Genomic DNA, 26,994 nt, shown 5'->3' with positions numbered 1-26,994 from the left:
GGAGGTCAGGAGTTGAAGCGGTTCTGGGCCTGCTCCAGACCCGTCGAGACGATGGCCTCGACGGCGTCGGCGGCCAGCGCCACCTGCAGCTCGACCTGTGGCTTCTCACGCGACGAGAAGTGTCCCAGGACGTAGTCCGCGGCGTCCTGTCGGCCCGGTGGCCGCCCGACCCCCACCCTCACCCGCAGGAAGTCACCGGTGCGCAGATGGGCCCGGATGGACTTGAGCCCGTTGTGACCGTTGTCGCCACCGCCGAGCTTGAGGCGCATCCGGCCCAGGTCGAGGTCGATCTCGTCGTGGACGACGATGACGTGGTCGGGCCGGATGTGGGCGAAGTCCGCGACCTTGCGGACGGCGATGCCCGAATCGTTCATGTAGGTGCGACTGCGCATGAGGACGACCTGCTCGGCCTGCGCGGAGGGCACCCCGATGCCCGCGGGCCCGATCCGGGTGCGGGCGGTCTCGGCGCGCTGGGCGCGGGCCGACGAGAGCTTCTCGCCGGCCCGTCGACACAGCTCGTCGACGACCATGGCCCCGACGTTGTGTCGGGTGCCGTCGTAGGTCGGGCCCGGATTGCCGAGCCCGACCACGAGCCAGGGTTGGCTCACTCGCCGGCGCTCGCGTCCTCCGCGGCGGCCTCGGCCTCACCCTCGGCCTCGGGCTCGGGCTCGACCTCCATGGCCGGGAACTGGACCGAGACGGCGACGGCCTCGGAATCGCCGACGAGGGTGACGCCCTCGGGCAGGGTGATCTCGCCGAGAGTGATGCTCGTGCCGGCGTCGACCCCCTCCACCGAGACCTCGAGGTGCTCGGGGATCGACAGGGCGTCGGCCTCGACCTCGATCTCGCTGAACTCGGTGGTGGCGACGGCGCCCTCGGCGGGCTCGCCCAGGACGTGGAGGGCGACCTGGACGGTCACCTTCTCACCGCGCTTGATGGTGAGCAGGTCGACGTGCCGGACAAAGCCCTTGAGGGCGTCACGCTGGACGTCCTTGGGCAGGGCGAGCTGGGCGGACTGGCCCTCGATCTCGATGGACAGGAGCTGGTTCTCGGCGCGCAGGGCGAGCAGCGTCTCGTGACCGTCGAGGGTGATGTGGACCGGGTCGTGCCCGTGGCCGTACATGACGGCAGGGATGCGGTCGGCACGACGGATGCGGCGGGCGGCGCCCTTGCCGAACTCGTCACGAATGGTGGCCTTGAGTGTGATGACGTCAGCCATGTGATCCTCCTTCTCGGAACTGACAAGCTCGACGAGCAGGGGATGTCCGTGCTGGACAGCCAGTCGATGACGGACCGTGAGGTCCCTCGCCAAGCAGGGACATGGTACCTGCGCCGTGCGCGGAGCACCAAGCCCTGGCCTGGGCGACGTGCACTCGTGGGGGCCACGGAGGTGTTCCGGGCGCCTTCACCCGGCTCGGTGGCCAACACGGGTCCGCCCGGCGCAGTCCCCCGGGGCGGACGACGCGACCCCGGGGGCACCGCCGAGTCGATCAGAACAAGCCGACGATGGACTTGCCGAAGTCGTCGCGGGACACCTGGCGCGAGTCCTGGTCTTGGTCGTTGGCGGCCGAGACGTCGCCGGCGATGCGACCGGTCTGGGTGACCGTCGCGTAGTTGACGATCCGGCCGAGCTTGGTCGCGCCGTCCCCGAAAGAGAAGGCGGCGACGAGCTGGTCCTGGCCGGGCTCGACGGGATTCGACAGGGTCACCTCGAACTTGCGGGTCGACGTGGCCCGGTCGAAGCCGAGATCACGCACGTACGCACCGTTGTGGCCGGCGGTGGTGATGAGTCGGTCGACGCCCTGCGGGCCGGACTGCGTCCTCACCGAGACGACGAACCGGGTCGGGGCCTTGACGTCCTTGTAGTACTGCTTGGCGCCGAGGTTCTGGACGCGCAGGGCGACCGAACCGGCGAAGCCGGCGGACTTCGCCCACAGCCCCCCCACGCTCGACGCCGACATGGTCGTGCCGGGGTGGGAATCCCACCCCGGCACGACCGTTCGACGAGCGCCGTCAGCGGAACAGGCTCGTCACCGACCCGTCCTCGAAGACCTCCTGGATGGCCTTGGCGATGAGCGGGGCGATCGACAGCACCGTCATGACCGGGATCTCGATGCCCTCGCGGATGGGCAGGGTGTTGGTGACGATGAGCTCCTCGATGGGCGAGGCGTTGATGCGGTCGGCGGCCGGGCCGGACAGCACCGGGTGCGTCGCGGCGGCGACGACCCGGGCGGCGCCGTGTTCCTTGAGGGCGCGGGCGGCCTGGCACATGGTGCCGGCGGTGTCGATCATGTCGTCGACGAGCAGGCAGGTCTTGCCCTTGACGTCGCCGACGACCTCGTGGGTCGTCGTCTCGTTGGCCTTGTTGGGGTCGCGACGCTTGTGGATGATGGCGAGCTGGCATCCGAGCTTGTCGGTCCACATGTCGGCCAGGCGCACCCGACCGGCGTCCGGCGAGACGACGACCATGTCCTCCTCGGCGTACTTGGCGTGGACGTAGTCCGACAGCACCGGGAGGGCCCACAGGTGATCGACCGGACCGTCGAAGAAGCCCTGGATCTGGGCGGCGTGGAGGTCGACGCTCATGATGCGGTCGGCCCCCGCCGCCCGATAGAGGTCAGCGATGAGTCGGGCGGAGATGGGCTCGCGTCCGAGGTGCTTCTTGTCCTGACGGGCGTAGGGGTAGAAGGGCGAGACGACCGTGATGCGCTTGGCCGAGGCCCGCTTGAGGGCGTCGACCATGATGAGCTGCTCCATGATGGCCTCGTTGACCGGGGCGCTGTGGGACTGGATGACGAAGGCGTCGCAGCCGCGCACCGACTCCTGGAACTGGACGTAGATCTCGGAGTTCGCGTACGTCACCTGGCGGGAGGGGACGAGCTCGACCCCGAGTTCCTGGGCCACCTCATCGGCAAGTTCGGGGTATGCCCGCCCCGAGCACACCATGAGATGTTTGTTGTTGGGTCGCGTGGCTCCGCTCACAGGTCCGCCTCCGGGCTCGGGTTGTCTGTTCCTTGATCGGACGTCGTGTCCGAGACTGTGGACGCCGTGGCGTCGATGACGGACCCCGCTGCGACGGCGGTGCCGGAGGGGATCTCGACGGGGGCGACGACGGTCGAGTTCGACCCGAGGAAGACGCCGTCACCCACGGCGCTGCGGTTCTTCACCTCGCCGTCGTTGTTGGCGAAGACGGTCCCGCCGCCCACGGTGACACCGCGGCCGATCCGCGCGTCGCCGACATAGGACAGCCTCGGCAGCGCCGATCCCTCGCCGACCTTGGCATTCTTCGTCTCGACGAAGGCGCCGACCCGCACCTGGGCCGACAGGACGGTGCCGGGGCGAAGGTTGGCCCAGGGCCCCACCCGCACCCCGTCGCCGATGACGGCCAGGGTGGCCTCGGAGCGGGTGACGACGGCGTCATGCCCCACCTCGGTGTCGATGAGGGTGCAGTCCGGGCCGATCCGTGACCCCGAGCCGATGGTCGTCGCCCCGTTGAGGAAGGTTCCCGGTTCGATCTCGACGTCCTGGTCGATGTCGACGTCCGGCTGGATCCACGTCGTCGCCGGGTCGGCGATGGTGACGCCGGCACGCATCCAGCGCTCCAGGGTGCGCCGGTTGACCTCGCGGTTCATCCGGGCCAGCTGGACGCGGTCGTTGACCCCCTCGGTCTGCCAGAGGTCGTCGGTGCGCCAGGCCCCGACGCCGCTCAGCCCGGGAGCGCTGATGGTGCCCGCCGCAGCCATGGTGACGACGTCGGTGAGGTAGTACTCGCCCTGGGCGTTGTCATTGGAGAGCCCGGCGACCCCGTCTCGCAGCGCCTGGGCGTCGAAGACGTAGATGCCGGAGTTGATCTCGTCGATGGCCCGCTGCTCGGCAGTGGCGTCCTTGTGCTCGACGATACCGGTGACGGTGTCCCCCTCACGCAGGATGCGCCCGTACCCGGTGGGGTCGGGGACGCATGCGGTGAGCACGGTGACGAGGTTGCGCTGCTCACGGTGCGCGGCGACGAGGTCACGCAGGGTCTGACCGGTGAGCATGGGGACGTCGCCGTAGGTGACGACGACCTGGCCGTGGAGCTCTCCGAGCCCCTCGAGCCCGCAGGCGACGGCGTGCCCGGTGCCCTTCTGCTCGGCCTGGACGGCGGTGCGCACGTCGGGGGCGTCCTCGTGGAGGTGCGCCTCGACCTGCTCACGCTTGTGACCGACGACGACGACGAGGTGCTCGGGGTCGAGTCCGCGCGCTGCGGCGACGGCCCACGACAGCATGGGACGGCCGGCGACCTCATGGAGTAACTTCGACTTCGACGACTTCATCCGGGTGCCGCCACCAGCGGCCAGGACGATGACAGCGGCAACGGTCTCGGCGCGGGCCTCGGACGGACTGGACGTCACGGTGATCCCCCATCGCTCGGATACGGCAGGCAGGACCCAACTCTAGCGGCCGAGTCCGACACAGGCACGGCCCAGTCGTCTCCCACCACCGCTGGCTACCCGGGCAGCGACGTCACCGCCTACTCCACTGTGGGCGAGGTCGACCCCTGGGCGGTGGGCGAGGCTCCGACCATGTCGAGTGCGGCCCCCAGCCTTGCCTCGACGAGACGGACCGCGGCCTCATACGTCGCATACTGCGGCCGGCCCGGGCGGGCCATCTTGCGCACGGCACGGTCGTACTCGCTCGGCCAGGTGGGTGACGGCGGCATGAGAGGCCGGGGAACACTGAGGCTCCTGCGCACCTGCTGCTCCCTCACCGCATCGATGAGGGATGGCGCGTCAATCACTCCCCGGTCAGCCATGACGGCCAGGTCATAGAGGTCGCGATATCTGGTCGATGCCCGGCCGTTGTGCACCTCGTACATGGCGCAGATCTTGTCGGCCATCTGGTTCTCCAAGGGGTACAGCCTCACGGGGAATCGACGTGGATAACCGGGAATGTCCGCGCGATCACTGCGCTCTGCCATGGCCATGTCGGGATCCTTCGACAGGTGCACCTTGGCTGACACATCGACCGAGAACGTGGCCACGGGCCGGGCACCCCTCGAGGCCACCGTCACCATGACCCGATGCGAGTCCCGGTCCTCACCAGATGATGACGGGGGCGAGGCGCAGCCGAAGGTGTAGGCGCCAACGGTCACACCGTTCATGACATGGACCAGATACTGGGCGGATCTGGCTGGCGAATCGTTGTCGCCCACCCCGACACGGAACAGATCCAGGTCCTTCGTCGAACGCACCTTCCCGAACCGGCACAACATCCCGGTGCCGCCCTTGACGACCCAGTCATCGGTGCGTTCCATGAGGCTGGCCAGGAAGAGCATACGGGTGAACTCGGCAATGGCGTCGTTGGCGGCCACACCACGTGCCTTGGCGTCGTTGCGGAGCAATTGGGCCACGGACTGGTGGCTGGCGGGTGGAGCGAGGTGTGGAGCGACCCGCAGGATGAGTCGTGATCGTGCTGCGTCGGCGGGTTTCAGTATCCCCTTGTCCATGGCGTCGTCGATGACGGAGCGCACGTGGTCGTCGTTCCATCGTCCACTTCGGACGAGGTCCTCGATGGTGCGGCGGGGACTTGTGACGGGCAACCCGTCGAGCCAGTCCCACTCGGCACGAACGATCGGCTCGGAGGAGGTGGCTGCGCCGTCGACCCTGATACGACGACGGGAGTTGAACCGGATCTCAGCGACGGGCAGATCCCCGATCCCGTGGAGTCGCGCCGCGGACTCCTCCGCGACGATGACCTGGTCCACGTCGTCGTAACGGTCGGCTCGGGTCCGGCTCGCGTCGGCGGCGAGCCACGCTGCTCGCATGGGGTCAAGGTCGGTCATGGGGAACTGTGGGGACATGTACACCCCACGACGTAGCTGCACGAGTTCTCCGGCGTCGGCCATCCGTTTGATTGTCACCCGCGACACTCCGGCGGCCTCCGCCTGCCCTGTGGTCACCATCCCCCACTGGTCGGCCAGCAGCGGATTGATCGCCTCCATGGATGGCCTCATGGCACAAAAGTAACAGAAGGATGTTACGAGAGTGGCTTCCGAACCTTCAGGTGGAAGGTGCACCCGACCAGATCCGAGATCTCGACGGCCCACGAACCGAGGACAGCGATGAGTCTCCCGCGTCCGTCGTCGCCGGTGAGGAGTCCACGACAACGTCGCCTCCCACCACCGCTCCCCGGGCAGGAGTCGAACCTGCGTCGCTGGTCCTGATTCAAAGTCAGGCGGGCCCTGCCGGCAGACCAACCGGGGATCGCTCTGGCGAGCGCCACAAGGGTACGGCACGGCACGACTGGGACGCGAGGCGACAGGCGGGACGCGAGGCGACAGGCGGGGCGAGTCCCGTCGGCGCGCGCCACGGAGCCGTGCGATGGCATCGCGCCGCCGGCTGCGCGACGACCTCGGGCCCGGGGCCACACGATAGATTCGAGCCATGAGCGAGCACCCCGTCGAGTCGTCCCGCACCACCTCACGACGGGTGCGGATGACCAGCGGCGAGCGTCGCGAGCAGCTCATCGAGGTGGCCGCCGGCCTCTTCGCCGCCAACGGCGTCGACGGCACCTCGGTCGAGGAGATCGCCGCGTGCGCCGGCGTCTCCAAGCCCATCGTCTACGAGCACTTCGGGTCCAAGGACGGGCTGTACGCCGTCGTCGTCGATCGGCAGGTGCGGCTGCTGCAGGACGCCCTGCGCCATGCCCTCGACCAACCCCACCAGGGCCCGCGGCGCACCCTCGAGTCAGCCGTCCTGGCCCTGCTCGACTACATCGACGACCATCCGGACGGGTTCCGCATCATCTCGCGGGACTCCCCCGTCGGGTCGGCCACCGGGTCCTACGCCTCGATCCTCTCCGACGTCGCCGCCTGGGTCGAGGGAATCCTCCACGACAGGTTCCTCGAGCACGGGCTCGATCCGGAACACGTGAGCATCTACGCCCAGGCGCTCACCGGGATGGTCGGCATGACCGGCCTGGCCTGGCTCGACGACCGGCAGCCGGCCAAGGAGGTCGTCGCCGCCCATCTCGTCGATCTCGGCCTCAACGGCCTGGCCCGCCTCTCGGCCGAGCCCAGGCTCACCCGTCGTCCCGGTCGAGTTCCTCCTGACGAGCCAGGACGACCCTGAGGGTGCGTCCCAGGTCGGCCACCCGGGCGGCGTCCATGGCGCCGAGCAACCTGCCCTCCGAGGCCAACAGTTCCTCGAGTGCCCGGTCGACCCGGGCACACCCCTGCGTCGTGAGGACGACGATGACCCCCCGGCCGTCCTCGGGGTTGGGACGGCGTTCCACCAGTCCCCGGTCGGCCAGGCGACTGACGCGATTGGTCATCGTCCCCGAGGTGACCTCGAGCTCGGCCAGCAGGGCCCCGGGGCTGAGCCGGTAGGGCTCCCCCGCCCGGCGCAGCGCCGCCAGGACGTCGAACTCCCAGATCTCCAGGCCAGCCGTCGCACAGGCCCGGGAGCGGGCGCGGTCGAGACGCCGCGACAGCCGGGTCACCCGCGACCACACCTCCATCGCCTCCACCGGCAGGTCGGGGCGCTCCCGTCGCCAGGCGGCGATGATGTCGTCGACGGCATCCGGGGCCATCCGGAGGTCATCCGCGGCATCCGGCGGCGCACACCGCTCCACGTCCGCCGGCCGGCCCGGTTCCTCGGGCCCCTGCTGCCCCTCCGGCATCGTCATGCCCCCGAGGGCAGGGATCCGGGCAACAGCTGGGCACCGGCGACCGGCCCGCGGGCGATCCTCGTGGTGCGCACCTGGTCGAGCTCGGCCAACCCCTGCGCGACCGTCCGGGCAGTGGTCTCGTCGGCGACGAGGAAGGCGCAGGTCGGGCCGGATCCACACACCTGGGCGGCCAGGGCCCCGGCCTGGACACCGACCTCGAGCACCTCGCCGAGCTCTGGCCGCAGGTCGACGGCCGCGGCCTGCAGGTCGTTGCGCAGCAGTCCGGCGACCTCGTCGATCCGCCCCCTTGCCAGCGCCGAGATGAGCTCAGTGGGAACGATGTCGCCGCCGTCGACGGCGAGGTCGTCGAAACGGCGGTACACCGCCGGGGTCGACAGACCGACGGTCGAGGTGGCCAGGACCCACACATGGGTACCACGGCTGATGACCGGGACGAGCTGGTCCCCGTGACCGCGCCCCAGGGCCACCCCGCCGGTGAGGCAGAAGGGGACGTCGGAGCCGAGCCGGGCGGCGACGTCGTGGAGGTCGTCCGGGCTGGTGTCGAGGTCCCACAGCACCGAGCACGCCAGCAGCGCGCCGGCGGCGTCGGCCGACCCGCCGGCCATGCCACCGGCCACGGGAATGGTCTTGTCGATCCGAAGATCAGCACCCAGTCCGGGGTGCCCCCAGCTCGATCGCAGCAGCTGTGCCGCGCGGACCGCGAGATTCGTGCCGTCGGCCGGGACGAGGTCGGCGTCGGCTCCCGTGACGGTGATGGTGATGAGGTCGTCCTCCCGGTCGGTGGCGGTGACGACGTCGTGCAGACCGATGGCCTCGAAGACGGTGGCCAGCGGGTGGTAGCCGTCCTCGGCGAGCGGGCCCGCCCCCAGCGCGAGGTTGACCTTCGCCGCCACTCGCACGGTCACGGTGGAGGGGGCCGGAGGCCAGAACTCGTCGAAGCTGGTCATGGGGACAACCTACCCACGCAGGGCTCCCCCGCGCAGGAGTGCCTCGGCCACCGCGGCGAAGGCGGCGATGTCGAGGGCCTCGCCGCGCAGGGTCGGGTCGACACCGGCGGCCTCGATGAGCTCGGCAGCCCTCGCCGATCCGCCGCACAGGCCGGCGAGCGCCCCGCGCAGCATCTTGCGCCGGGAGGCGAAGGCGGCGTCGATGACGGTGAAGACCTGCTCGCGGGTGGCCTCGGTGACCGGGGGCTCGCGTCGCACGATCCGTACCAGTCCCGAGTCGACGTTGGGCACCGGCCAGAAGACCTTGGGGGGTACCGTCCCGACACGGCTGGCCTGCGCCCACCAGGCGAGTTTGGCGCTGGGCACGCCGTAGACCTTCGACCCCGGAGCAGCGACGAGGCGGTCGGCGACCTCGAGCTGCACCATGACCAGCCCTGTCCGCCACGACTCCGACAGGTCGAGCATGTGCAGCAGCACCGGCACCGACACGTTGTACGGCAGGTTGGCCACCAGCGCCGTGGGGGGCTGCCCGGGCAGCTCCCGGACGGCCAGGGCGTCGCTCGTCACGAGGTCCAGGCGGGACGCCGCCTCGGGCATCCGCTCGGTGACCGTGGCCGGCAGTTGGGCTGCCAGCACCTCGTCGATCTCGACGGCGACGACCTGCGCCCCGGTCTCGAGCAGACCCAGGGTGAGCGACCCCAGTCCGGGCCCGACCTCGATGACCCGGTCCCGGGGGCCGACCTCGGCCAGGGAGACGATGCGTCGCACCGTGTTGGCGTCATGGACGAAGTTCTGGCCGCGTGTCTTCGTGGGACGCAGGCCGATCCGCTCGGCGATGGCCCGCACCGAGGTGGGGTCGAGCAGGCCCTCAGACATCGTCGTCCTCCCCATGGGCCGGCCAGGGCCCGCCGTACGCCTCGAAGGTGTTGAGCCGCAGCTGCTCGCAGCACTCGCGCTCGTCCCAACCGAGCTGGTCGGCGAGGAACCGGACGGTGTGCGGAAGCAGGTACGGCCCGTTGCGCTTGCCCCGGCAGGGCGTCGGCGTGAGGAAGGGCGCGTCGGTCTCGACGAGGATCCGCTCGCGGGGCGTCACTGCCAACGCTCGGCGCAGGTTGTCGGCGTTCCTGAAGGTGAGGACGCCGGGGAAGGACAGCCACGCCCCGTGCTCGACGCAGGTACGTGCCAGGTCCTCGTCGCCGGAGAAGCAGTGCATGATGACGCGGTCGGGCCAGCCGACCTCGTCGAGGACGGCCAGGACGTCGTCGTGCCCGTCACGGTCGTGGATGGCCAGGGTCAGGCCGTGCTCGTGGGCCATTCGGATGTGCGCGGCGAAGACCTCACGTTGGAGGTCCCAGTCCGGGCCCTCGGGGGTCTCGTGGTGGTCGATGCCGGTCTCCCCGATGGCGCGCACGTGCGGCCCGGCTCCGGCCAGCTCGTCGACGACGCGCAGCGCCTCGGCCAGATCCTGCCGGGAGCGGCGGGCGATGCGCACGGCGTCATTGGGGTGGATGGCCACGGCGGCGACCACCCCGGTCCGGCCCCGGGCGAGTCGTTCGGCGAACCGCGATCCGTCGACGTCACAGCCGATCTGGACGATCCGCGTCACCCCGACCTTCGCCGCGGCCGCCAGGGACTGCGCGGCGACGAGGGTCGTGAACTCGCGGACCGTGTCGAGATGGGTGTGCGAGTCGATCGTCTCGGCGGCCAGGGGCACGGGCAGCGTCGGCAGGCCGCGCCCGGCCAGGGCGTCCTCGATGGTGTCGGTGAGCCTCATCGGCCGTCCGTCCCTTGCACCGGCCCCGCCTCCTGTGCGCCGGCATCCCCACCGACCTCCCGACGCGCCAGCACCGCGTCGTAGAGCTCGCGTCGTGGCAGTCCGGTGCTCGCGGCGACCCGGGCGACGGCCCGGGAGGTCTTGACGCCATCGTCGACGAGATCCTCGACGAGCTCCAGGGCACGCTCCAGCGACACCTCGGCCCCCTCGGCTCCGGCGATGACGAGGGTGATCTCGCCGCGGGCCGCATCACGAGCCCAGATCGCCAGCTCGCCGAGGCCGCCCCGCCGCACCTCCTCCCAGGTCTTCGTGAGTTCCCGGCACACGGCCGCCGGCCGGTCGGCACCGAGGATCTCGGCCGCGTCGTCGAGCAGGTCGGCCAGCCGGTGCGGGGCCTCGTAGAGCACCATGGTGCGCGGTTCGGTGGCCAGGGTCTGCAGGCGACGGCGTCGCTCCCCCTGCTTGCGCGGCAGGAACCCCTCGAAGCAGAACCGATCGGTGGGCAGCCCGCTCAACGCCAGCGCGGTCGTGACGGCGGTGGGCCCGGGCACCGAGGTCACCCGGAACCCGGCATCGATGGCCGCACGCACCAGCCTGAAGCCGGGATCGGACACCGACGGCATCCCGGCGTCGGTGACGACGACGACGTCCTGCCCGGCCGCCAGCATCTCGAGCAGTTCGGGGGTGCGGGCCGCCTCGTTGCCCTCGAAGTACGAGACGACCCGAGCCGGCGTCGTCACGCCGAGGCGCCGCAGCAGATCGGACAGGCGTCGGGTGTCCTCGGCGGCGATGACCCGCGCCCCGGCGAGGGTCTCGAGCAGCCGAGGGGACGCCGTCCCGGAGTCACCGATGGGGGTTCCGGCGAGGATCACTCGGCCGGGGGTCGTCTCTGGGCTCACCGGGCCAGTGTCGCACGTCCCTTGCACCGGGGCCTCTACGATGGGCCGGGTGAGTGGCAGGACCAGTGGCGCGTCGACCCTCGACAAGCTCGACGACGGACGGATGACCGACGGCTTCACCAGCTGGGTCGTCACCCTGGCGATCACCGGGGTCGCCCTGCTCGTGCGGCTGTGGAACGTCGCGACGCCGAACACCCTGGTCTTCGACGAGACGTACTACCCCAAGGACGCCTGGACGATGCTGCACCAGGGTTACGAGGGGACCTGGCCGGACGCCAAGACCGCCAATCCCGACATCGTCAAGGGTCTGACGAGCGGGTGGACCCCGGACGCCGAGTTCGTCGTCCACCCTCCACTGGGCAAGTGGATCATGGCCCTGGGCGAGCAGTTGTGGGGCATGAACTCCTTCGGTTGGCGGTTCATGTCGGTCATCTTCGGCTCGCTCATGATCCTCCTGACGATCCGGCTGGCGCGCCGACTTGCCCGCTCCACCCTCGTCGGGGCCATCGCCGGCATCCTCCTCAGCCTCGACGGGCTCAACTTCGTCATGAGCCGCATCGGCCTGCTCGACGTCTTCCAGGCGACCTTCCTCGTCGCGGCGGTGGCCTCCGTCGCCGCCGACCGTGACTGGTTCCGGCATCGTCTGGCCGACGCCATCCGGGCTGACGGGGCGACCACCCTCGGCGGGCGGTTCGGCCCAGCCCTGCTGTGGCGTCCCTGGCGTCTGGTCGCCGGCGTGATGTTCGGAGCGGCCTGCGCCGTCAAGTGGAACTCGATGTTCGTCCTGGCCACCCTCGGCATCGTCTCGGTCATCTGGGACCACTCCGCCCGCCGACTGGCGGGGGTCGACCGTTCGAGGTCGTGGCGGTCGTTCCTGCGCGACGGCGTCCCGGCCTTCTGCTACCTCGTCGTCGTGGCGGTCGTCGTCTACCTGGCGTCGTGGGCGCGCTGGCTGGTGGCCTACCCGCACATGAAGTTCGGCCAGTCGTGGGGCGGGCCGAACCCGGACCCGGCCCTGGCGAAGGTCATCGGCCGGCCGCTGGCGGCACTGTGGGACTACCACGTGCAGATCTACCAGTTCCACACCGGCAGCTACATGGCCAGCCAGACGCACACCTACTCGGCCAACCCGTCCGGCTGGCTCATCAACCAGCGCCCCATCGGGATCGACGCCGTCAACGGCATCCAACCCGGCCAGCAGGGGTGCACCGCGGTCGGCGACACCTGTCTGAGGGTCATCTCGGGCACCGGCACCCCGATCCTGTGGTGGATGGCCTTCGTCGCCCTGCTCGCCGGCGTCGTCTGGTGGATCGCCGGGCGGGACTGGCGCTTCACCCTGCCGATCGTCGCCATGGCCTCGACCTGGTTGCCCTGGTTCAAGTACGACGACCGTCCCTTGTTCTTCTTCTACGCGATCTGCATCATCCCGTTCACGGTGACGATCCTGGCGATCTGGCTGGGACGGATCCTCGGCCCGGTCGACAACCACGACCGACGCCGGATCGGGGCGATCATCGTCGGCACGGCGATGGCCCTCGTCGCGGCGGACTTCGCCTTCATCCACCCGATCCTCACCGACACCCTCATGACGCGCAAGGCGTGGCTGGCCCGGATGTGGTTCCGGTCATGGATCTGAGGCCGCGGCCGGTGGTCACAGGTTTGTCTTCTGATCGCCATCCTCCCGTCGCCAATCATTCACCAAGCGTTCATGAATACGGCTCTTGACAGCGCTCCTGGACGATACATATCGTGACGACATCCTCAGTGCTGAGGGAGCCTTCCAAGAGGAGATGATCATGTTTGGACGACGTCTTGGGGCAAGCATCGCATGCATTGCAGCCATCGCCATTCCGGTAGTTGCAACCCCGACAAGCGCCTTCAGCCAGAGCTACACCGATTGTGCCGTGGGCCTGCAAGTTGCGAGTGGCATGATTCGACGACCATATATTGAATGTGGAACGGTCGTGAATGCCCAAGCCCGCGCACGTGCAGACTGCACCTTTTCCCCTGATACATACACGTCTTGGGTCGGCGCGTGGCAGGTATCCGTGGGTAAGACGTGTCCTTGGGGCGCTCGCGGCGCCATTCAGGAGACTCGCGGGCTGGGATGACGGATTCCGCCACCGTTCCCCCGGGCGATCCCGTTCTCCGAATGGAACATCTTGGGCTGTGGATACGAGACGGAACGCGTCAGCGCATCTTGTTGCGCGACTCTGCACTGACGCTGACCGCCGGCACGTCGGCCGCCCTCATCGGGCCATCCGGGTGCGGCAAGACCACCCTGCTTCGAGCCATCGCCGGCTTGAGGAGGCCCGATGAGGGAACGATCCTCGTTGCCGGGCACGATGTCTGGGCCGGGCGAGACGCCGACCGTCGCGCCATGAGAAGGACGTCCGTGTCCTTGGTGTTCCAGGATTACAACCTCATCGAGAATCTCACCGCCGCCGAGAATGTGGCCCTCGGCGCCGAACTTTCCGGGCAGGGACGGCGCCAGGCCGACGCCGTGGCCCGCGACAGGCTCACCGCGCTGGGCCTCGGCAAGCTTGTCGATGATTATCCGAAGACGTTGTCCGGCGGCGAACAGCAGCGGGTCGCCATCGCCCGGGCCCTGGCCGGGCACAGCGTCCTGCTGCTGGCCGATGAACCAACCGGTGCCCTCGACAGCGAATCCGGAGAGAATGTCACCGATGCCATCATCGATTTCGCCCACCGTGCGGGCCGGGCGGCCCTGGTCGTGACGCACAATCCAGACGTTGCGACGCGAATGGATGTCGTCATCGGCATTCGGGATGGTCAGCTTCACCCTGCGGAGCCACGGTGATGGGGCCACGACTCGCGCTCATCGACCTGGCACGACTTGCCTGGCTGCGCAGGCGTCAAGTCATCATCCTGGCGTCAGCATTCGCCATTGCGGTGTGCGCGTGGACCGTCGTGGCCAGTTCTCGATTCTCCCCCGTCGAACTCAAAGCCATCGTGTATGGATCGGCGACTGGCATCGTCAGAGTGTCCGGACACTCCGGAATCGCGGACGTCACGACCCCCAGCAGGCCGTCCACCCAGGTCGAACTCCTGCCTGACCGCGACATCGAGGTCCTCGTGGCCGCACGAGGCCGACAGGTGGAGACGAGTGGCCGCGAACTCGCCTGGCGAGATGAGCGGCTTTCGTCGCTGTACCCCAGAACTCAGCTCCAGCCGCAGGGACAAGTCGCCCTCTCGGCACACCTGGCCAGCACGCTTGGTGTCGACACGGGACAGTCAGTTCGTGTCGGATCAACCACGCTGACCGTGGGGGCCGTCATCGTCCCCCCGACTGATTCCACCTCCGACCTTCTCCTCGTCGAGCCGGGAACACTGGCGACCTCGGACATGCAACAGGCCCAGACGCCTCGCTGGTTCGCGATGGGCCCCCTCAGCACCGCCGATGTCGTCTCCCTCGACGCCCAAGGATTCTCGGTCCAACGATCATCAGAGCTGCCAAGCTCGGACCAGCTGCCCCCGTGGACCGCCCTGCTCGGGCCTGCATCGGCTGTGCTCGTCCTCGCCGTGGGGGTGGTCGCCACCCTGTCCGAAGGCCGGTACTGGCGAGCCCGGTCCTCGACCATGGACCGCCTGGGGGCTCGGCGCCGCATGATGCTGGCCTTCGTCGTGACCAACACCGTGGTCGCCACGGGCGCAGCCCTGGCGCTCGGAACCGCAGGGGGCCTCCTCGCGTCCGTCCCTGTTCAGCGTCTTGTCGCATGGGCCTGCGGCAGCACGTGGCGGTGGAAGCCGTCCAGCCCGCTGACCCCGGCGATCTGCGCTGTGGCGGGCGCCGCCCTGGCCCTGTGCATGAGGATTGCCATGTCGACCCCGCGCCCTGGCAAGGACCGGACCACACGACCACCCACCGCAACCGCCTGCGTCTCCATCGCAGCGCTCGTCGGTGCCGCCCTGTCCGACGACCTCGTCTCGCTCATCCTGGCGTCCACGGCGGTCATCGGGCTCATGGCCGTCGCACTGTGGGTTGCCCGCCGCCTGACCTTTCGCCGACACCGGACTGCCCGAATCTCCTGGGCGCTACGCCCAGGCTCCGAGACGCGTGATGGCGCGACCAGCCTGTGGGCTGTGGTGGCGATGTCCGGGGCGTGCGTCGTGACCACGAGCATCATCTCCATCGCCGACGTCACGGCGCACATCCACAGCCAGGCGCGCCTCGACGACCTGCCGCCGGCCACGGCCGTGGCGCGCCTGGGGCGGCCCCTCACGACCCTCGAGCTCGATCACTGGTCGAGTGTCCACGACAGTCAACCAGCGCAGTGGCGTACCGCCGTCATCGGCGGCCAGGAACGCCCGTGGGTCGTCGAGGACGAATACGTGCGCTGCCTCGAGGCCGGTCAGGCCCACTCCTCGTGCGTGGGAGCATCGTCCATCCCCTCGATGCGCACGGTGGCCCTGGTCAACGACCTGCCAGCTGCACAGGCCCTGCTCGGCGTCGACCTCACTGCACAGGAGCGTGCGGCGCTGACATCAGGCACTCTGCTCCAGGCCGTCGCAGACCCCGCCACAAGTGGCACGGAAGTCGATCTTGTCCCCATGCCGTCATCACGCGAGGCAGCCGGGACTCATCGCGTCCATGTCGCCACCAGACCGGTTCGGACCCACAGATGGATCGGCGTGCCGCCCCTCGTCGCCCTGAGGACCGCCCCACGTCCCGCCGACCTCAGCGCCAGCGCACAGGCCTGGCTGCTGCTGCCGGCATCGCCGATGCGTCCCTGGGACGAGGCCACTGCTCGACAGGGTTTGCCCCACGGCGTTGCCATGACCCTCCAGACACCCGTCGATGACGACACGAGCGAACGATTCCATCGGGTGGCCCAACTGTCCACACTCGTCGGCGTGGTGGTCTGCGCCATCCTCACGACCTTGACCTGTTGGCTCGTGGTCGCCCGGGACATGCGCGACCGGACGATCCTGCGAGCGCTGGGCATGTCCGCACCGACGCTGGCAGGCCTCAACATCGTGCGGGCGGCCGCAGCGGGAGCTCCTGCCATCGCATGCTCCTATCTGGGATCGGTGTTCCTCATCCGGTTCTTCCTCGACAGGGCGGGGGTTGACCTTCCCTGGTCATGGAGCGTCTCGCCCTGGCCCATCGTCACGGTCGCCACCACCTGCGTGGCAGTGGCAATGGCTGCCAGCCTGCTCGATGACGGTCACACCGCCGGTGCCCGGACCGGTCCGATAGGCTACTGACCCCGGAAAGGGGTCACCATGATCTGGACACTCCACAACGGGGGCAAGCTCGGTCCGGGAGAGGTCGTCAAGCCCGACGAGCGGCTCGGCTGGGGCCGCACCACCGGCCTGGGAGCCCAGCACGTCGTCGCCATGTTCGGCGCCACCTTCGTCTTCCCCATCCTCATGGGGCTCAACCCGCAGCTCGCCGTCATGATGTCGGGCATCGCGACCCTGGTCTTCATCTTCGTCACCCATCACGAGGTGCCGAGCTACCTCGGCTCCTCGGCCTCCTTCCCCGGCGTCGCCGCGGCGATCTACGCCTCCGGCGGCAAGCCGAACGACGTCTCCGGCGCCCTCTTCTGCGTCGGGCTCACCCTCTTCATCTGCGGCATCATCATCCACGCCGCCGGATCGCGAGTCATCCACCGGACCCTGCCGCCGGTGGTCACCGGCGCCGTCGTCATGCTCATCGGCTTCAACCTGGCCCCGGTCGTCGCCAAGACGTACTGGCCGGTCGACCAGTGGACGGCGCTGGTCGTCATGCTCATCGTCGTGGCCCTGTCGGTGGGGCCCAAGGGGTTCGTCTCGCGGATCGCGATCTTCCTGGCCCTCGTCATCGGCTACGTCCTGTCGTGGCTGGAGGACCTCGTGTTCGGGCCGATGCACAAGACCGTCGACGGGGTGACGACGAGCGTGTACCGCGTCGACTGGAGCCAGGTGAGGTCGGCGGCCTGGTTCGGTTTGCCGCCCCGCACCAACCTGTCGACGTGGACCTACAGCGTCGACTCCACCGGAACCGGACACTTCGGGGCCCACAACGTGGTCGGCTTCCACCTGCCGGCCTTCCACCTGGCCTTCATCCTGCTGGCCCTGCCGGTCGTCATCGCCCTCATCGCCGAGAACACCGGGCACGTCAAGGCCGTCTCCGAGATGACCGGGCGCAACCTCGACCACCAGATGGGTCGGGCCATCGCCGCCGACGGCGCGACCTCGATGCTGGCCACCCTCGCCGGCGCCGGACCGACGACGACCTACGCCGAGAACATCGGTGTCATGGCCGCGACCCGTGTGTACTCGACGGCTGCCTATGCCGTCGCCTCCGTCGTGGCGATCCTCTTCGGCTTCTCACCGAAGTTCGGGGCCATCATCTCGGCCACGCCCGGAGGTGTCCTGGGCGGCATCACGGTCGTCCTCTACGGCATGATCGGTCTGCTCGGGGCGAAGATCTGGAAGGAGAACCGGGTCGACTTCGGCAACCCGGTCAACCTCGTCCCGGTGGCCGCCGGCATCATCATCGGGGTCGGCGACGTCTCCCTCCGGTTCACCGACTCGTTCACCCTCGGTGGCATCGCCCTGGGCACCATCGTCACGGTCGGCGTCTACCATCTGGCACGCTGGCTGGCCCCCAAGGAGCTCGCCGACGCCGCCGGCGGCACGAACATCGTCCTGGATGCTCCGGGCATGTACCGTGACGACGACCGTCCGCGGAACAAGAGGTCCGACCGGGACCAGTGAGGTCCCGGGTCCCCGGCGATCCCTGAGGAGGCCATGATGGCGAGTCTCAACGCTCGGACCCGGACGGTGCGCACCCGGACCAGTTCGCCGATCAATCTGGCCCCGCTGGCCGACACCAGGCCGGGCCCGATCGACATCCAGTGGTTCGAGTCGGGCACCGCCGTCGACGTCGCCCACAGCACCGGCATCCGTGAGACGCTCGCCTGGCTCGAGGGCCACGATGAACGGCTCGGCGTCATCATCGCGCACCGGCCGAATCGCAGCCAGATCCGGGCCATCGTCGACCTGCTCGACCTTCGTCCGCTGCTGGCCGAGGATCTCGTCGAGGGCCATCAGCGCCCCAAGCTGGAGCGGCACGGGGACGCGCTCTTCATGGTGCTCCACCCCCCGTTCTACATCGATTCCCAGGAGGACGTCGGCTTCGTCGAGGCCGAGGTCATCAAGCAGCGCAACTGTGTCGTCGTCATCACCCAGCGGATCCCCGACGAGCTGTCCAGCCTCACCTGGTCGCCTCGACTCCCGACGAACACCGACCTGCTGCGACACGGCCCCGAGTCGGTGCTCTACACCGTGCTCGACGGCGTCGTCGACCAGACCAACCCGGTCATCGAGGGCGTCCAGTACGACATCGAGGAGATCGAACGGCAGGTCTTCACCGGTGACCCGGCAGCCCCCGAACGCATCTACCGCCTCTCGCGCGAGACCATCGACCTGCAGCACGCCATCAACCCCCTCATCCCCATCGTCGCGGCACTGCGGGCAGGGTTCGACAAGCACCGGGTGTCCCAGGAACTCCAGGCATATCTGGCTGACGTCGCCGACCACCTGGCACGGATCTCCAGCCAGATCGGTGACATCCGCGAGCTGCTCAACCAGGTGCTCACGGTCAATTCGACCCTGGTCGACCAACGTCGCAACGAGGACCTCAAGGCCGTGTCCTCATGGGCCGCCATTCTCGTCGTGCCGACGCTCATCGGGTCGATCTACGGCATGAATTTCGACTACATGCCCGAGCTCCATTGGAAATATGGCTATCCGGTGTGCGTCGGGCTCATGATCGCCTCGAGCATCATCCTCTGGTTCCTCTTCAAGAAGAAGAACTGGTTGTAGGAATTCCCTCGTGGGAAGCACCGCGCCCGATACCCGTACCCCGTCACTCCACCCATTCATGGTCGAATCACCACGAATGATCGAGGCACCTTGTACGGTTGACGGAACACGGTCCGATCCGGGCCGCTCACCGTAGGGAAGGAGCCCGCCATGGGACTCGACGACAGGATCAAGGGCAAGAGCGACGAGGCCATCGGCTCGGCCAAGAGCAAGCTCGGCGAGGCCACCGACAACGCGGAGCTGCAGCAGGAAGGCGCCGAGCAGGAGGCCAAGGGCCGGCTCGGTCAGGCCGCCGAGGATGTCAAGGACGCCATCAAGGACGTCAAGGACAAGATCACCGACGCCGCCGACCGGCTCAAGTGAGCTGATGGCTGGCCGGGGCGGCGTCATGACGTCGCCCCGGCATGAGCCCTGCCTGGTTCGCAATCGAGCGGGCACGAGGTCGTGCGTCGCCTTCCGCCACCCCGGCCACCGCCACCGCCACGGACCGGCGCGCCACAATGGTGACGTCGCACGAAGGAGAAGACCATGACGACCCCTGCCCTCCATCAGACCTACTCCCTGGCCGACGGCTCCACCATCCCGCGGCTCGGTCTGGGCACCTGGCTCATCGATGACGCCGTCGTGGCCGACGCCGTCCGTGGCGCCATCGAGGTGGGTTACCGCAACATCGACACCGCCCAGGCCTATGGCAACGAGCGCGGCGTCGGCGAGGGGGTGCGCACCAGCGGGGTGCCACGAGAGGACCTCTTCGTCTCCTCCAAGCTGGCCGCGGAGATCAAGACCCATGACGGCGCGGTCGAGGCCATCGACGGCACTCTCGAACGGATGGGGCTCGACTACGTCGACCTCATGCTCATCCACAGCCCGCAGCCGTGGAGCGATTTCCGTGGCGGCGACTACTCCGAGGGCAATCGGCAGGCGTGGCGCGCCCTCGAGGACGCCCAGCTCGACGGCCGGATCCGGTCGATCGGCGTCTCGAACTTCACCCCGGCCGATCTGGAGCCCATCCTGTCCGACGCCCGCGTCCAGCCCCAGGTGGACCAGATCCTCCTGCACGTCGGCAACACCCCGCACGACCTCCTGGGCTGGTGCCGCGAACACGATATTCTCGTCGAGGCCTACTCCCCCATCGGTCACGGCGCCGTCATGCGCAGCGAGCAGATCGTCGAGGTCGCACAGCGGTACGGGGTCTCCGTGCCGCAGCTGTGCATCCGGTACGCCCTCCAGTTGGGAACCGTGCCACTGCCCAAGACGGCTGATCCGGCACACATGAGGGCCAACGCCGAGGTCGACTTCGAGATCTCGGATGCGGACATGGCGGTGCTGGCCGCCATCGATTTCAAGCAGTACGGGGATGACGCCCGATTCCCGGTCTTCAGCGGCCGATGAACGCCGTCGACTACTGGGAGGGGCGGTACGCCGGCACCGAGCCCATCTGGTCGGGACGGGTCAACGCCGTCCTGGCCGACGTCGCAGCGAACCTGACGCCCGGACGCGCACTCGACCTCGGGTGTGGCGAGGGCGGGGACGTCCTGTGGCTGGCCGCTCGGGGCTGGCAGGCGACCGGGATCGACATCTCGCCCACCGCGATCGACCGAGCCGAGTCACGAGCCCGGTCCGAGGGGCTCGACGCCGCCCGATTCCTCGTTGGCGACCTGTCGGTCCTGCCGGACGGCCCCTTCGACCTCGTCACCGCGAGTTTCCTCGAGTCCCCGGTGGAGTTGGCGAGGACCGACATCCTGCGCCGGGCGTCGGCGCTCGTCGCTCGCGGTGGGCACCTGCTGGTGACCTCCCATGCCGCCGCTCCACCGTGGTCGGACCACCATGAGCATCGCTTCCCGACGCCGGACGAGGAGGTGTCGGCCCTGGCCCTCGACCCGGCCGGCTGGCGGGTCCTCCTCGCCGAGACGCGCAGCCGGCAGGCCGTGGGGCCGTCTGGCGAGACCGGGATGCTCGAGGACTCGGTCGTGCTCGTGGAGGCTCTCTGACCCCGGGGTTCAGGAGCCAAGGGCGGAGAGCGACATGCGGAGGGCGACAGCCGAGATGACATGAGATTAGGTATGCCTAACCTTTCTTAGGGTACCCTAAGTCCTATCCCGTCGACTGAGCATGTCCCCTCCTCCGGTGGGCGCCATGCCAAGAGACATCCCGTCCATGACCACCGCAGACGCCCGCCCGCGACAGCGACGACATCCAGGAACGATGCAACCCATGCCCCCTGAGCAGACCACCCCACTGTCGACCGCCCTGCACCAGCACACGGCCGCCGCCCATGGGCGCGCCGAGGGCTCATCCTTCATCACCGATCTCATGGCAGGTTCCCTGTCACTCGACGCCGCAGTGGCCCTTCTGGCCCAGTGACTGCCGATCTATCGCGCTCTCGAGGAGTCCTGCCGCCAATCCGCGACCAGTCCGCGGTGCTCGCTCCAGTGCTCGACGAGCGCCTGGACCGCACGGCTCGCTTGGAGGCGGATCTCGCGTACCACGCCGCGCACGGACGCGTCCACCGCACCGTGCTCCCCGAAACCGGGGCGTACATCGCGACGCTGCGTGTGCACGCTCGCCGCCCGGCGGCACTGGTGGCGCACCACTACGTTCGCTATCTCGGTGACCTGTCCGGTGGTCAGGCCATCGGCCGCCTGGTGCAACGCCACTACGCCGCCGACCCGGCCAAGCGACGGGCGGCCAGCTGACATGGATCAGTTACGCGCACTCCCGTTCGAGTTGGCCGTGCTCCGCCTCTTCATGGTGGTCATGGCACGAGCAGTTGCCAAATACTGGGTCGGCAGGGTGGTGAACGCCGGCGGCCACTGCTCCCGACGGCTGGGGGATCACCTGCGCGGCGGGCGGATGGCCCGAGCAGAACGTCTCATGGTCCGTTTCGGGGGTGGTGGCCGTTCCGCTGTCCTTCCTCACCACCGGTGTCCAGACCGCGGACAACTTCTCCGCCGGACTGACCCGCATGCCATTGCAACGCAATCTTCCCGCGGTCATCGTGGACAGGGTGTCGCAGGTGGAGGTCGTCTTGGGATACTGCTCCTCCTCAGTTGGGCTTCTGCCGGAGCTGCTGGAGTTTGTTGCTTGGTCCTGGTAGCATATTGGTAACCGTTCAGCCCGCCTCGACTCCGGTCGGGAGTGGGCTGGATCTCTTTTGAGCCCGAGGAGCCGTGCCATGCCTAGGCCGCTCAAGTCGGCGACGACGGTCGACGAGCAGATCGCCCTGCTCCGCTCGCGCGGCATGGACGTGAACGACGACCTCGCCGGTCAGTGGCTGACGAACGTCTCGTACTACCGGCTCTCGGCGTATTGGTATCCTGCAAGGTCCTTCAACTTCAGCGGCGAACGTGGTGACGTGTTCGCCCCAGGCACGTCCTTCACTGATGTCGTGGCGTTGTACGAGGCAGACCGAAAACTGCGCATGCTCGTGCATGACGGCATGGAACGTGTCGAGGTGACGCTGCGCACCCGCCTGGGGGAGGTGCTGTGTCATCCAGACCCGCTCGCGTACACCGATCCTTCGCGTTTCCGTGCCTCGTTTGATCACGCCGGGTGGCTGCGGACTGCCCGTAAGCGCATTGGTCGTGCTGGCAAGAACAACGAGGCGATCAAGCATTACCGCTACAACTACGCGGGCCAGTACCCGTTCTGGGTCCTGGCCGAGGTTCTCGACTTTGCCGATGTGTCGCAGTTGTTCGAAGGTCTGGCCACGAAGGATCAGCGTGTCATCGCTGAAGGGCTGGGCTTCGTCGTGAATCTGTCTGCACTGTCGAAGAACCAGCGGCAGAAGGCCAAAGCACAGTCCCCTTTGGTGCGTTGGCTGGAACAGTTGACGATCATCCGCAACATCTGTGCTCATCACGGACGGCTGTGGAACAAGTCCTTCACGCCTGCTCCCACTGCAGCCTTGAAGACGCTGCCGCAATTCAGCCAGCTGCCTGACGGACAGAGTGAACGCATCTACGGGGCGCTCTCGGTGATGGCCCAGATTCTGCGAATCACCTCACCCTGCACCACTTGGCCCGAAAAGGTCCGTGCCCTCATTACCCGTGAGTTCCGTGAGAATCCGCTCGTCACCGATTCGGCACTCGGATTGCCCGCCAACCCTGATCTGTAATCAATCCTTGCAGTAGCAATCGCACTCGTAGCCGTCGGCAGCCGCCGACGGGCCTGAGATCCAGCCGGGTGCGCCGGTCATGACGTGACAAATGTTGTCGACGTTGATGGGGACTTGTCGGGTTCGTCGATGACGATTTCATTGAGGACGTGGATACCGTATAGATATCGAGCTTCAGTCGTTCCCCTCGTTCAGCAACTCCAGAAACCGCTCGTGGGCGGCGCGGTAATCCTCGAGCATGGCAGCGAGGTCGTCGTCGACGGCTTCGGTGTGGTGGATCAGGCCGAAGAACGAGGTCTCACCATTTGGCACATGTTTGTACCGAACGGCGTCAATGACGGGCAGCCGCCGGGTGGTGACCATGACTGGTCGGCCCCAACGAGGTCCTGGTCGAGCGTGACGCGACGCCCGGGACGATCCCTGCGGCTCGGCTCGTGCTTGCCTACATGGTTGACGATACCGACGCCGGCGCCCCCGGCGACAACTCCACCGCCAAAGATGAGCGCCAGCAGACGACGCGGTCCGCCCACAAGCTTCGCCCACTCGATGAGCTTCGGAGCCTGACCAGGCCAAGAACACGACACCGGAACGCCAGCGGCCTGGCAGCAGGCAACTCACAGACTCCCTTCCTGGGGCCACCATCACCTCGGACTTGGTGTCCCAAGAACCGGGACAGGCTCCCCGCACCACCGCCCTACGGATTCTGGCCGACTGCGCCCGGATGTATCGGGAATCGGCTCACCATCCAGCGTTCTACCAGCGCATCCCCATGACGGAAGACGAAAAGGCGGCGATCCAGCTCAACGAGCGGTTCGCCGCCCTCACGCTTCCGACGTCAGGTGTTCAAGTCCGATCTGGTGGAGCATACGGGATTCGAACCCGTGACCTTCTCGATGCGACCGAGACGCGCTACCAACTGCGCTAATGCCCCAAGGCGAGAGTCCACGCTACCACAGCTGGACTCCCCCGACGAACCGCCGGGCCCACCTCACCCGATCTCGATGGCCGACTGACCGGCGCGCAACCGCTCGGCCTCGACCGCCGCCTCGTCGAGGGAGGCCCGCATGTCACCGACCATGGTCTCGATGTTCGAGGGCCCGGCCTGGGGCCCACCGGCCACCTGCTGGTCGACGCCGAGCAGCCAGGCCGTCGGGAATCCACGCACCTCGAAGACGTCGCGAGCCCCACCGTCCTCGTCGACGAGGGCCAGTTCCTGCAACTCGATCGGCAGGGAGTCGACCCCTGCCGTCGGCCCCAGGACGCACCGGATGTCGACCTCCGGCAGCAGGGTCACCCAGCCGACGGCCTTCTCGATCACCTCGGCGCAGAACCCGCACCCCGTGGAGACGAAGAGCAGCAGCACCGGCCGACGCGACGACAGCTCGCGAAGGGTGCGGCGTCTGCCCTCCCGGTCGGTCACCGCGGCCAGCGGGGTCGGTACCGGCACGTAGTCACCGTCGCCCCCCTCGCCGGAGCCACCATCGGCGTCGTCGGCCGACCGGTGCAGGATGAGGGCGGTGGCGACGACGGCCAGCACCGCCGCCAACCACCACGACCAGGTCGTCGTCATCGTGAGACAGGCGCGCACGACCGCCGGACGAGGATCGACGGCCGCTGCGACGACCGACAGTCCACCCAGGACGACGAACACGAGGTTGCGCGCGATGGTCGACCCGGTGACGTCGCCGGGTGCCAGGTCACCGAAGCAGTGACAGTCCACCGGGTCCGGGATCGTCCTCAGGACCCGCACGACGACCACCGTGTACGCGATGAACAACGCCGTGACCAGCGAGGCGGCGACCACCCCGGCCACCCCGGGCAGCACGAGCAGGGCCACCGCCAGGACCACCTCCGCCCACGGCAGCAGCGGCACGAACCACGCGGGCAGCGACGACCCCGGCAGACCGAGCGAGTCCATGACCGCGGCCAGCGACTCGTCGGAGCGCATCTTGGCGACGGCCGAGACGACGAGGACGACCGCCGCGAAGACGGCACAGAAGGTCAGACCGGGCAGCGCAGCTTGCACGGCGGTCATTGTGTCACGCCGGCCATCGGACCGGTCACGGCGTCTGGGGCGCGATGGCGCACCCCGCCACGCTCAGGCGGACTCCCGATCGCGGTCCACGTCGATCCTCGAGGTCTCGACGCTCTCCTCGCCGACACCCTCGGCCCCGGCCTCGAGGGCCACCGGGGAGGTCGTCTCGCCGAGGACCGCACCCGGGGCCGACAGGTCGATCGTGCGCACGGTGCGGGCCATGAGTGGCTGGGAGACGTAGGTCGGCGCGGTCACCGGGACGGCGTCCCACAGGGAGCCCTGTCGCGGCTCGACCGGCCCGGTCAGGTCGATGGCGTACTCGGTGGCCTCGTAGTCCGCCTCGGGTCGCCGAAAGGACTCGGGCACCTCGATGACCGTCGTCACCTCGTCCCACCCCTCGTCGATGAGCGCCATCCGTGCGTCCATCCGTCGCGCCATACCGACGACGGACACACGTGCCAGGACGATGAACCCGACGAGCAGCAGACCGCAGACGGCGGTGAACCACCAGGAGATGAGCGAGGTCGCGCCGAGCACGGCGGCCAGGACGGTGGCGCCGGTGAGGACGAGAAGGGTGTTGCGACGGCGTCGAGCGGCCCGCGCCCACGACAGACGCAGGTCACGGCGCGCCCAGGAGCGCGTGTACGGGGTGGACACCTCGACCTCGGCGGCGTCCTCGTCGACGTCGGAGGTGATGGTCATCCCGCCCTGGGAGACGACGGTCATCGTCTCGGGGAAGCCGCTGGGACGCTCGACGTCCTCGAGCTGCTCGCGATGCCGGTTGACGAACCACGGCACGAGGTAGGCGATCCACGCCACGACGAGCACACCCAGGATGACTGCTTCCACGGGCCTCAACCTAGGGGGCCCACCGGCGTGTCGAGCTGAGCTGCGCCGGAGTGTCGGCGAAATGACATCCATGTCATTCGAGCTGGCCAGCGCGCGGATGCTGTCGCTCGGAGCCGAGGGCGCCGACCTGTGGGTCGAGCGGTCCGCCAGCGGCTCAGGTCAGCGGCGATCCCGGCAGGACGTGCCGCTCCAGGTAGTCGTGCAGAACCCCGCGCGGGTGGTCCTGCGGCATCATCCGGAACACCCGGTGGTCGCGCCAGTCGCCGTCGATGTGGAGGAACCGCGCGCGCGTCCCCTCCTCGACCATGCCGACCTTCTCGACGACCCGCAGACTCGGGGCGTTCTCCGGTCGGACGCACACCTCGACACGGTGCAGACCCATGACCTGGAAGACGTAGTCACAGGCCAGCGCCAGGGCGGTCGGGACGATGCCCTGACCTGCCCGGTCGGCAGCGACCCAGTACCCCATCGAGCACGACAGTGCCGACCCGTGGGAGATCTGGAACACCGTGAACTGGCCGACCAGTGGCAGGCGATCGGGACGACGCGTCGGAGCCTGCGGCCAGCCCTCGTCCCACGCCAGCGCCCAGGGAAGCAGCTCGTGCCGTCGGGCCCGCCGCTCATTGCGGGCGATCATCCGGGCGAAGGTCGGGATGGGTTCGGTGCTCGTCGGCGGTCGGGTCGCCTCCCACGGACTGAGCCAGTCCCAGTCGCGTTCGCGCACGCTCGACCACTGGGCGTGGTCACGTCGCACGAGGGGACGAAGGACGACCGCGCCGGCGCGGAGGGTGACCGGCCAGCGGTCCCGGCTGGGCAGCTCGACCCCGTAGGGCATGGGCGCTGGCGTGAGCCGTGCGCCGTCCGGGGCC

Annotated in this window: 26 protein-coding genes, 2 tRNA genes and 1 pseudogene; 12 read left to right on the top strand and 17 right to left on the bottom strand. The window is 68.7% G+C overall.

Annotated elements, in window-relative coordinates; all coding sequences use genetic code 11:
• Positions 1 to 5 precede the first annotated feature (5 nt).
• From pth to E0E30_RS01910, 7 genes and pseudogenes are all read right to left on the bottom strand, one after another.
• Positions 6 to 608: an aminoacyl-tRNA hydrolase gene (gene pth / locus E0E30_RS01940; RefSeq protein WP_130864862.1), complete on the bottom strand. Its 603-nt coding sequence runs from the start codon at positions 606 to 608 to the stop codon at positions 6 to 8.
• Positions 605 to 1,219: a 50S ribosomal protein L25/general stress protein Ctc gene (locus tag E0E30_RS01935; RefSeq protein WP_130864861.1), complete on the bottom strand. Its 615-nt coding sequence runs from the start codon at positions 1,217 to 1,219 to the stop codon at positions 605 to 607. Before E0E30_RS01935 ends, pth begins: the two co-directional genes overlap by 4 nt.
• Positions 1,220 to 1,490: 271 nt before the next feature.
• Positions 1,491 to 1,946: a hypothetical protein gene (locus E0E30_RS01930; RefSeq protein ID WP_210115752.1), complete on the bottom strand. Its 456-nt coding sequence runs from the start codon at positions 1,944 to 1,946 to the stop codon at positions 1,491 to 1,493.
• Between the two features lie 67 nt (positions 1,947 to 2,013).
• Positions 2,014 to 2,982: a ribose-phosphate diphosphokinase gene (locus E0E30_RS01925; RefSeq protein ID WP_130864859.1), complete on the bottom strand. Its 969-nt coding sequence runs from the start codon at positions 2,980 to 2,982 to the stop codon at positions 2,014 to 2,016.
• A gap of 74 nt (positions 2,983 to 3,056) precedes the next feature.
• Positions 3,057 to 4,391 (bottom strand): annotated as a pseudogene (gene glmU / locus E0E30_RS01920) (bifunctional UDP-N-acetylglucosamine diphosphorylase/glucosamine-1-phosphate N-acetyltransferase GlmU); the annotation flags it as partial.
• 119 nt (positions 4,392 to 4,510) lie between these two features.
• The gene (locus tag E0E30_RS01915) at positions 4,511 to 5,992 is read right to left on the bottom strand and encodes a nucleotidyl transferase AbiEii/AbiGii toxin family protein (protein ID WP_130864857.1); all 1,482 of its coding nucleotides are present in this window, start codon (positions 5,990 to 5,992) and stop codon (positions 4,511 to 4,513) included.
• 171 nt (positions 5,993 to 6,163) lie between these two features.
• Positions 6,164 to 6,242, bottom strand: a tRNA-Gln gene (locus E0E30_RS01910).
• A gap of 231 nt (positions 6,243 to 6,473) precedes the next feature.
• On the opposite strand from E0E30_RS01910, the gene E0E30_RS01905 reads away from it, so the two are divergent.
• Complete coding sequence (locus E0E30_RS01905; RefSeq protein ID WP_130866677.1) at positions 6,474 to 7,109, top strand: TetR/AcrR family transcriptional regulator; 636 nt, start codon at positions 6,474 to 6,476, stop codon at positions 7,107 to 7,109.
• Here E0E30_RS01905 and E0E30_RS01900 read toward each other — a convergent pair.
• The 5 genes from E0E30_RS01900 to rsmI all read right to left on the bottom strand — a co-directional run bounded on the left by E0E30_RS01900 (position 7,060) and on the right by rsmI (position 11,288).
• Positions 7,060 to 7,569 carry a MarR family winged helix-turn-helix transcriptional regulator gene (locus E0E30_RS01900; RefSeq protein WP_130864856.1) on the bottom strand — a complete coding sequence of 170 codons (510 nt, stop codon included), beginning with the start codon at positions 7,567 to 7,569 and terminating at the stop codon, positions 7,060 to 7,062. The two genes, E0E30_RS01905 and E0E30_RS01900, sit on opposite strands and share 50 nt — an antisense overlap.
• A gap of 92 nt (positions 7,570 to 7,661) precedes the next feature.
• Positions 7,662 to 8,615 carry a 4-(cytidine 5'-diphospho)-2-C-methyl-D-erythritol kinase gene (locus E0E30_RS01895; RefSeq protein WP_130864855.1) on the bottom strand — a complete coding sequence of 318 codons (954 nt, stop codon included), beginning with the start codon at positions 8,613 to 8,615 and terminating at the stop codon, positions 7,662 to 7,664.
• A gap of 9 nt (positions 8,616 to 8,624) precedes the next feature.
• Positions 8,625 to 9,491 carry a 16S rRNA (adenine(1518)-N(6)/adenine(1519)-N(6))-dimethyltransferase RsmA gene (gene rsmA, locus E0E30_RS01890; RefSeq protein WP_130864854.1) on the bottom strand — a complete coding sequence of 289 codons (867 nt, stop codon included), beginning with the start codon at positions 9,489 to 9,491 and terminating at the stop codon, positions 8,625 to 8,627.
• The gene (locus E0E30_RS01885) at positions 9,484 to 10,389 is read right to left on the bottom strand and encodes a TatD family hydrolase (RefSeq protein ID WP_130864853.1); all 906 of its coding nucleotides are present in this window, start codon (positions 10,387 to 10,389) and stop codon (positions 9,484 to 9,486) included. The genes rsmA and E0E30_RS01885 overlap by 8 nt, the downstream gene beginning before the upstream one ends.
• A complete protein-coding gene (rsmI, locus tag E0E30_RS01880) occupies positions 10,386 to 11,288 on the bottom strand; it encodes a 16S rRNA (cytidine(1402)-2'-O)-methyltransferase (RefSeq protein ID WP_130864852.1) in 903 nt (300 codons plus the stop codon). The genes E0E30_RS01885 and rsmI overlap by 4 nt, the downstream gene beginning before the upstream one ends.
• A gap of 103 nt (positions 11,289 to 11,391) precedes the next feature.
• Here rsmI and E0E30_RS01875 point away from each other — a divergent pair, with 103 nt between their 5' ends.
• From E0E30_RS01875 to E0E30_RS01830, 11 genes are all read left to right on the top strand, one after another.
• Positions 11,392 to 12,924, top strand: coding sequence for a dolichyl-phosphate-mannose--protein mannosyltransferase (locus E0E30_RS01875; protein WP_130866676.1), 1,533 nt, complete (start codon positions 11,392 to 11,394; stop codon positions 12,922 to 12,924).
• Between the two features lie 471 nt (positions 12,925 to 13,395).
• On the top strand, positions 13,396 to 14,109 hold the full coding sequence (locus E0E30_RS01870) for an ABC transporter ATP-binding protein (protein ID WP_130864851.1): 714 nt from the start codon (positions 13,396 to 13,398) through the stop codon (positions 14,107 to 14,109).
• Positions 14,109 to 16,517: an FtsX-like permease family protein gene (locus E0E30_RS01865; protein WP_130864850.1), complete on the top strand. Its 2,409-nt coding sequence runs from the start codon at positions 14,109 to 14,111 to the stop codon at positions 16,515 to 16,517. Before E0E30_RS01870 ends, E0E30_RS01865 begins: the two co-directional genes overlap by 1 nt.
• A gap of 18 nt (positions 16,518 to 16,535) precedes the next feature.
• Positions 16,536 to 18,014: a uracil-xanthine permease family protein gene (locus tag E0E30_RS01860; RefSeq protein ID WP_130864849.1), complete on the top strand. Its 1,479-nt coding sequence runs from the start codon at positions 16,536 to 16,538 to the stop codon at positions 18,012 to 18,014.
• 90 nt (positions 18,015 to 18,104) lie between these two features.
• Positions 18,105 to 19,124, top strand: a complete 1,020-nt coding sequence (locus E0E30_RS01855) for a magnesium and cobalt transport protein CorA (protein WP_130866675.1) — start codon at positions 18,105 to 18,107, stop codon at positions 19,122 to 19,124.
• A 150-nt stretch (positions 19,125 to 19,274) separates the two neighbouring features.
• Positions 19,275 to 19,487, top strand: coding sequence for a CsbD family protein (locus tag E0E30_RS01850; RefSeq protein WP_130864848.1), 213 nt, complete (start codon positions 19,275 to 19,277; stop codon positions 19,485 to 19,487).
• A 165-nt stretch (positions 19,488 to 19,652) separates the two neighbouring features.
• Positions 19,653 to 20,516, top strand: a complete 864-nt coding sequence (locus tag E0E30_RS01845) for an aldo/keto reductase (RefSeq protein WP_130864847.1) — start codon at positions 19,653 to 19,655, stop codon at positions 20,514 to 20,516.
• On the top strand, positions 20,513 to 21,115 hold the full coding sequence (locus E0E30_RS01840) for a class I SAM-dependent methyltransferase (protein WP_130864846.1): 603 nt from the start codon (positions 20,513 to 20,515) through the stop codon (positions 21,113 to 21,115). Before E0E30_RS01845 ends, E0E30_RS01840 begins: the two co-directional genes overlap by 4 nt.
• Positions 21,116 to 21,338: 223 nt before the next feature.
• A complete protein-coding gene (locus E0E30_RS13235; RefSeq protein WP_167853854.1) occupies positions 21,339 to 21,488 on the top strand; it encodes a biliverdin-producing heme oxygenase in 150 nt (49 codons plus the stop codon).
• Positions 21,485 to 21,820 (top strand): biliverdin-producing heme oxygenase, encoded by a 336-nt coding sequence (locus E0E30_RS01835; RefSeq protein WP_342588103.1) that lies wholly within the window; start codon positions 21,485 to 21,487, stop codon positions 21,818 to 21,820. The genes E0E30_RS13235 and E0E30_RS01835 overlap by 4 nt, the downstream gene beginning before the upstream one ends.
• 479 nt (positions 21,821 to 22,299) lie before the next feature.
• Entirely contained in the window at positions 22,300 to 23,241 is a 942-nt protein-coding gene (locus E0E30_RS01830) for an Abi family protein (protein ID WP_130864844.1), read from the top strand.
• A gap of 174 nt (positions 23,242 to 23,415) precedes the next feature.
• Here E0E30_RS01830 and E0E30_RS01825 read toward each other — a convergent pair whose 3' ends face one another.
• From E0E30_RS01825 to E0E30_RS01805, 5 genes are all read right to left on the bottom strand, one after another.
• A complete protein-coding gene (locus E0E30_RS01825) occupies positions 23,416 to 23,604 on the bottom strand; it encodes a hypothetical protein (protein WP_130864843.1) in 189 nt (62 codons plus the stop codon).
• A gap of 492 nt (positions 23,605 to 24,096) precedes the next feature.
• A tRNA-Ala gene (locus E0E30_RS01820) sits at positions 24,097 to 24,172 on the bottom strand.
• A gap of 57 nt (positions 24,173 to 24,229) precedes the next feature.
• Positions 24,230 to 25,267, bottom strand: coding sequence for a MauE/DoxX family redox-associated membrane protein (locus E0E30_RS01815; protein WP_130864842.1), 1,038 nt, complete (start codon positions 25,265 to 25,267; stop codon positions 24,230 to 24,232).
• Positions 25,268 to 25,339: 72 nt separating this feature from the next.
• A complete protein-coding gene (locus E0E30_RS01810) occupies positions 25,340 to 26,134 on the bottom strand; it encodes a hypothetical protein (RefSeq protein WP_411913980.1) in 795 nt (264 codons plus the stop codon).
• 145 nt (positions 26,135 to 26,279) lie between these two features.
• Entirely contained in the window at positions 26,280 to 26,960 is a 681-nt protein-coding gene (locus E0E30_RS01805) for a GNAT family N-acetyltransferase (RefSeq protein WP_130866674.1), read from the bottom strand.
• Positions 26,961 to 26,994 lie beyond the last annotated feature (34 nt).

The organism is Acidipropionibacterium timonense, from assembly GCF_900605005.1.
GTDB lineage: Bacteria > Actinomycetota > Actinomycetes > Propionibacteriales > Propionibacteriaceae > Cutibacterium > Cutibacterium timonense.
This window is presented reverse-complemented; position numbering and strand designations above follow the sequence as displayed.